3 protein-coding genes are annotated in these 2,595 nt (G+C 53.7%); all 3 read left to right on the top strand.

The annotated features are described in order from the left end of the window. Positions 1-236 (top strand): hypothetical protein (locus K1Y02_26865; GenBank protein ID MBX7260006.1); only part of this gene is annotated, 236 nt, incomplete at its 5' end. 699 nt (positions 237-935) lie between these two features. Beyond that, positions 936-1,733: an NYN domain-containing protein gene (locus K1Y02_26860; protein ID MBX7260005.1), complete on the top strand. Its 798-nt coding sequence runs from the start codon at positions 936-938 to the stop codon at positions 1,731-1,733. Positions 1,734-1,781: 48 nt separating this feature from the next. Next, positions 1,782-2,090, top strand: a complete 309-nt coding sequence (locus K1Y02_26855) for a hypothetical protein (protein ID MBX7260004.1) — start codon at positions 1,782-1,784, stop codon at positions 2,088-2,090. The last annotated feature ends 505 nt before the right edge of the window (positions 2,091-2,595 follow it).

Genomic DNA, 2,595 nt, shown 5'->3' with positions numbered 1-2,595 from the left:
TAACGACGTCGTTCACGGCGACCCGGTTCAATCGCTACGACTTGAGCCTGCAGTTTCGTCGGAAGTCCTCGGTGCCAGGACACTCAATGGACATCGTTGCATGCACATTGGCGCGAATTCTTGGCGATACTCCGGGCACGGGTGACGCGGGCCATCACTACGGGAGGGAATACATTCGCAAGGAAGTACTGGGCAGTAGCATTTGTCCTGAGAATCCTTCGGCTGGAAATGAGTGAGCCGCGCCATGATCACCTACCCGGGGCATCAACTCATGTGGCATGGCCATTCGCAACTCCAAACCCTCTGCGAGGGCTTTTGTCTCAATCAGAGACGCTTAGGGTAGCCAGATTTATGGGTAAAGGGCAGGCTAAGCCATTACATGATAGTCCATACACAGGCATTTTGAGTTGCCCTTAACCTCCGGAAACGCATACGGAATCGGAGTTGAAAACGTGTGGCCGCTTTCTGGCATCATGTCGAAGGAGTGCAGTCGGCTAGGAGCAAACGGTGGAGATTCTTCTCCGAAGCGGATGTTGGCCTGGGGCGGTCAGCGCGTAAGCGGCCATTCGGCCGGGGATGTCAATCTTCGCGCCTGACCGACCGCTACGCTGCGGAAAGCAGTCACTGGATGCAGGATGGCGGCCGTCGGCAACCGGCCAGGAGCGGAAGTTTATCCTTGCCGGATAGCTGACGTTCAAAGGGCCGCTTCACTCTGAAACCTGCCGGATGACCTACACGTGCAAATCGGCGATTGCAGCCGTTGGGGCACCTCCCGAACTACATCATCAATCTGGTCGGGCGCTAGCCGTAACGGAATCTCTATCGAGCAGCCTCCGATGCTACTCGTACATGCTCAGTGATTTGTATTCCATGCACTTTTCCTCTTGAAAATACGTGCGTATATCATGTCGATTTCAATCCAAGGAGCATGAAAGATGGTTGCCCCCTCCCTTCCCAACGAATCTCGCGTCGCGGTCCTTGTCGATTGTGACAATACAAACCCTGAAATTCTTGAATTTGCGCTTCGCGTGGTTGCACAATTTGGGAGAGTCGTGTTGCGCCGGGGTTATGGAAATCACAGTACTTTAGCGAATAAATGGCAGGAGGCATTGGTTCGATTGGCCTTTACTCCTTGCCTGCAATACCAGTACGCCTCAGGCAAGAACACCGCCGACATTGCTTTGGCTCTAGATGCGCTGGAAGCGATGTTTGATCACCGGGCCGATAACTTTTGTCTTGTAACGAGTGACTCCGATTTCGCCTATTTGTGCAGGAAACTGCGAGAACGCGGGGCAACCGTTTGTATTGTTGGTGAAGTCAAGACACCTGACGCTCTACGAAATGCGTCCGATCACTTCTTCGAGTGGCAGCCTGCGGAGCAGACTTTAGACGCAGCTGAACACAACGGGAACAAAGCAATCACTGCGAAGCCTGATCCGGCTAAAGCACAGTCTACACCAGTAGTAAAACGACGCCCGAAATTTGTCGTTGAAGCCGTGTCCTTGCTTGCAAGCGATACTTCCGAAGGTAAAGTTGGGCTAAGTGCTTTGGGTCAGTATTTGAAGCGCACTGACCCTGCGTTTTCTCCCACAACATACGGACATTCGGGATTATTGGATATGCTCAAGACCTATGACCTCCTTGTTCTCAAAAAAGCTGAAGGTGGTCATTACACAGTAGGATTGAATACAAAAAATGAGACGGATAGTTCTTTCACACCGGGGCCAAGATAGTTGACTACACATGAAAGAAGGGACGTTGAAGAGGTCGCAGATCCTCCCATGACTGCACCTCCCAGCATTCCGGTCTGTGTCCGTGCATTCGATTCAGTCGAGCGAGCAACCGATTTCGCCAACCTGCTCGCCGAGTATGCTCGTGAGTTGAGCCGCTGGATCAATCTTGAGCGTCTCGATGGATTCACAGTAGCGGATGACTATCCGCAAGCTCTTCTGGAATTGGATCGCGGCTACGAATCTTCCAATCGCCTAACGCCAACGGATGAGCATGCTATTGGTGTCGCGATGACTCCAGCAGTCATCCGGGATGGAACAATTAAAAACCACATCCTTATCAATGCTGCCGTTATCTAGCCGTTGGAGGATCAAAGTAGTGAGATGTTCACGCAAGCACTGCATATACTTGCGCATGAGTGTGCTCACGTTGCAGCGACGCACGCTTTCGACAAGGCCTTTCCTGGAAGGGTGCTCCAGCAGTCGCCAAAGCATCTGAAGGAAGCCGTTGTGGCGTACGATGGATAGGCGCTGTTCTGCGCGGCGGTTTTCTGGCCAAGAGCGGTGCTCGCGCGAGCTTCGCGCTGACCATGCAGGACCAGAGTGCCGAAGTCCGCTGCCAGAGTGCCTTGGCGCTCGCGGGAATGGACCCGTCTTTTGCTCAAAAAATGGACCCACCTGAAGGGCAAAACTTACCGCTTTGTCATCACGGCTTTGCGCGCGAAAATGCTGTGCGCAAAGCCATTCCACAGCGTACTCGCCCCTCCGCGGCGTCAAGGATTCGCTGCGCCGGGCTGCAAAAAGCGCAGCCCGTCCTTGACCCCGCTCCGAGGCGAAAAACACTGTTGGCGCGCGCCAACACGGG

This window comes from Candidatus Hydrogenedentota bacterium (assembly GCA_019695095.1).
In the GTDB taxonomy this organism is placed as follows: domain Bacteria; phylum Hydrogenedentota; class Hydrogenedentia; order Hydrogenedentales; family SLHB01; genus JAIBAQ01.
The sequence above is the reverse complement of the archived record's forward strand: the minus strand, read 5'-3'. Positions and strand labels throughout refer to the sequence as shown.

Excerpts from the sequence above, each read along its gene's own strand:
- K1Y02_26855 (MBX7260004.1), top strand. The coding sequence starts at position 1,782 with ATGACTGCACCTCCCAGCATTCCGGTCTGTGTCCGTGCATTCGATTCA.
- K1Y02_26860 (MBX7260005.1), top strand. The coding sequence starts at position 936 with ATGGTTGCCCCCTCCCTTCCCAACGAATCTCGCGTCGCGGTCCTTGTC.